This is a genomic window from Francisella noatunensis subsp. noatunensis (assembly GCF_009823375.1).
Classification (GTDB): domain Bacteria; phylum Pseudomonadota; class Gammaproteobacteria; order Francisellales; family Francisellaceae; genus Francisella; species Francisella noatunensis.
Map to the genome: position 1 here is coordinate 1 of NZ_WBSX01000154.1, position 3,321 is coordinate 3,321.

Genomic DNA, 3,321 nt, shown 5'->3' on the forward strand with positions numbered 1-3,321 from the left:
CCTCATGTTTTAATCTACCACAAATAAGTTCCGGAGATATCTTCTTTTTTAACAAAGCTATTATTAGCTTTTTAACTTTACAGGATAGCTTATGATTATTTGAAGTTCTGCGGCTTTGATATAGCTTCTGTGCTATCTCAGCATTATAGTCACTATTTATACTAGTGCGATTAAGTTCCTTTTTTATAGCTCTTTCACTATAGCCAATTTTATTGGCTATTTGAGATGTTTGGTATCCTAATTTAAGTAATTCTTCTATACAATATCTATTTGAAAGAGTTAAGTGCTTTGGCATTTTTTAGTTCCTTATCGTTTATTTTAGTTTCGTCAAAACCTAATAAACTATATTTGGAACTCTCTTTCAACTATTTAAAACTTTCAGAATACAATCTAGCAACTATAAATAAATACTCTAACAAAGCACACTATATAAATATGCTAATATCATATAAGTAATTTGCTAAATAGATTCTAATAGAAAGTTGCCTATAAATAAATTTATCAATTAATTTTGATTCCAAACTGAGAAGCTATATTTTGAACATCTTTTTTATTGATCTTTTTGATGTCATTCGCATTTAAATCTTGAATAGACTTACCATTAATTTTAGTATTGTTGATAATTTGTTGCGCTTTCTTATCTAACCCTGCCTGCTTAACGACTTGACTAACAACATTTTTGACAGTATCAGCACTCAATAAGTTCTTCAAAGAAGACACATCAACACTAAAGTTAAGTTTATTCAAATCACCAGTGATAACACCATTTAATGTTAAGCTAGGTATTTTCTGAGTAAACTGGTTAAAGCTAACACTTACAATATCAAATTCTAGCTGCAAAGGAATATTGAACATTATATTTCTTACTCCACTAAACTGCCAAGTTCCTTGACCAGATATTGTTAAGCTATTAGCATCTATATTAACCCCTTGAATATTTAAGCCCTTAATTGCTTTTCCAGCTACATTTTGCAAATTAAATTTGACAGTATTATCAACATTTAGCTCATTTGAAACAACTACGCTAAGATCAACATCACTATTATTTACAGACTTAACATTAATTGCTGTTGGCTGACCTAATAAGACAGGGTTTGTTGATATGTTAGTTATATTAGCATCGTAGGTAGTACCGGCATTTTGATAACCTTTTATATCAATATTTTGAATTGCAAAACTAGGATACTTATCACGAAGCATTTCATTTTTTACATTCGCATAATCATATACTTTAGCTTGTTGCTTCGGTGTAATTGATTCTGTCTGTTTAGTACCAGTTGCATCATCATTACTAGAACTAAAGTTTGATAAAAACTCTGCTGCTTGCTTAATACCATCAACAACTTCTTTAGTTTGCTTTGCATTAGCTTCTAACTTTTGAAGATCTACTTGTTGTAAATTTTGACTTGCTTTACCAATACTTTCTATAGCTTTTTGCTTAAGTGCTGCTGAATTTAGATTAGTTTCATCTTTAGATGCTGCTTTAGTATTGATATATAAGCTAGCTTTTTCAGCTCTTTGTTTATCTAAAGATACACCAGTAACTAAAACATTTTTTAGCGTTAATTGTCTAGTAAGTAAATTTGAAATATTTAGACTCGCACTCACATTTTCAGCATAGAATCTATCCTTATCAAGATTTTTTGGATCTGCCACGCCTAAACCTTTAATATCAAGACTTGCATTTGTGAAATCTAAGCTTAAAGATTGATAGTCTACTGTTGCTCCATTTGCTTTAGTCAACTGTTGCTTAATGATATTTGATACCATTGATGTTTCTAAGAGCTTAGGAGAATATATCAAAGCCGCAATAATTAAAGCTACAAGAACAATTCCTGTTAATCTAAATGGCTGTCTAAACTTACGATTTTGCATTTCAACCCAGTCAACCTTTGCAATATTCTTGCCCAAGAAAATCCTACTAGCTATCTTAACAAAAAAATTCTTGGTGATTTTGTTATATAGTTCTATACCTGACTGAATAGATGACATTTTTGCAATTATCTTTTTGTATATCTTTGCGATAATAAGACCAAATATAACACCTAAGATTATTGCTAGAACAAACCCTCCTGCGACGAGATAATAATCAAATCCAGCATAGGCTAAGACTAGCGTATTAACCATAGCCTTGAAAATAGGTTGTGTAAAACCATCTAGCAAGAATTGTCCGAATGAGAAGCTAACAATCTCAAGCAAAAATGAAAGTGCTTTTGCGATAATCGCAATAAATACAAACACACCAATATTTATCCTAAGAATCACCCCCAATGTTATTACTGCTACAAAGAGTAATGGTGAGTATGAGATTCCCGGAATAAAACCAAACACAAACGCTAATACTGATGTAATTAACAATTGTGCAGGCGTGAGTTTAGAAAAAATAGTCGATTTAATCTTATTAAATATGTAATCAAACATTCCCAATCACCTTATTTTATTTTTAAATTTACCAAATAATATTACTATAATTGCATTTTATTAACGACTTTTTTTAGGACTAATCTTTCAGCATTGGAGAGTTTTAGTAAATTATATTTATCTTTAAAAAAATGTAACAACACCATAAATGAAATACTTATAACTATAAAATCATGATATTGAATACTCCATTACATCCTATATCTAAAGAGTTTTCATATATCCAATTCTTTAAGTTGCTAGATTGTATTCTCAATGTTTATAGAGATACCAAAATGTACTTCATTAGGTGTCAAGTAATTTAAACATTTCTTAGGTCTATTATTCAAGTCTATCTGTAACTTTCTAATGTATTGATGAGATATATTGTTAAAGTTAGTACCTTTAGGTATAAATTGTCTGATATACCTATTCATGTTTTCATTAGTACCTCTTTGCCAAGGACTGTATGGATCAGCAAAGAATACTTTGATGCCAGTCTTGCTAGTTTGCTTCTTATGTTTAGCAAACTCTTTACCATTATCAAATGTAGCTGTTAATATTTTATGACCATTAGATACTTTGTACAATATTCTATTGATTGAATTAGCTGTTCTATCTATAGACTTGGCTAAAATAGTAAATCTGCTAGCTCTATCGACCATTGTTACAATAGCACCTTTATGGTCTTTACCAACAATAGTGTCACCTTCAAAGTGATAAAGATTTTTTCTATTAGCACTGCTAGGTCTTTCAGAAATACTCGCTCTATCCTTTATCTTAACTTGTTTAGAGTCACCTTCTTTTTTGTATTTATATTGTCTAGCTTTGAAAAATAATAAGTGTCTAAGCTTTAACTTGCTTATTAAGTTGTAAATTGCTTTGTGAGTTATATTAACAATGCCTCATGTTTTAATCTAC

General features: G+C 30.0%; 2 protein-coding genes and 1 pseudogene. All 3 read right to left on the reverse strand.

Going from position 1 to position 3,321, the window contains the following annotated elements; genetic code table 11:
* A partial coding sequence (locus tag F8C69_RS09740; protein WP_159184785.1) for a helix-turn-helix domain-containing protein occupies positions 1-295 on the reverse strand: 295 nt, incomplete at its 3' end.
* 206 nt (positions 296-501) lie between these two features.
* A complete protein-coding gene (locus F8C69_RS09745) occupies positions 502-2,421 on the reverse strand; it encodes a TIGR03546 family protein (protein ID WP_159185018.1) in 1,920 nt (639 codons plus the stop codon).
* 239 nt (positions 2,422-2,660) lie between these two features.
* Positions 2,661-3,305, reverse strand: a pseudogene (locus F8C69_RS09750) (IS30 family transposase); the annotation flags it as partial.
* Between the last annotated feature and the right edge of the window lie 16 nt (positions 3,306-3,321).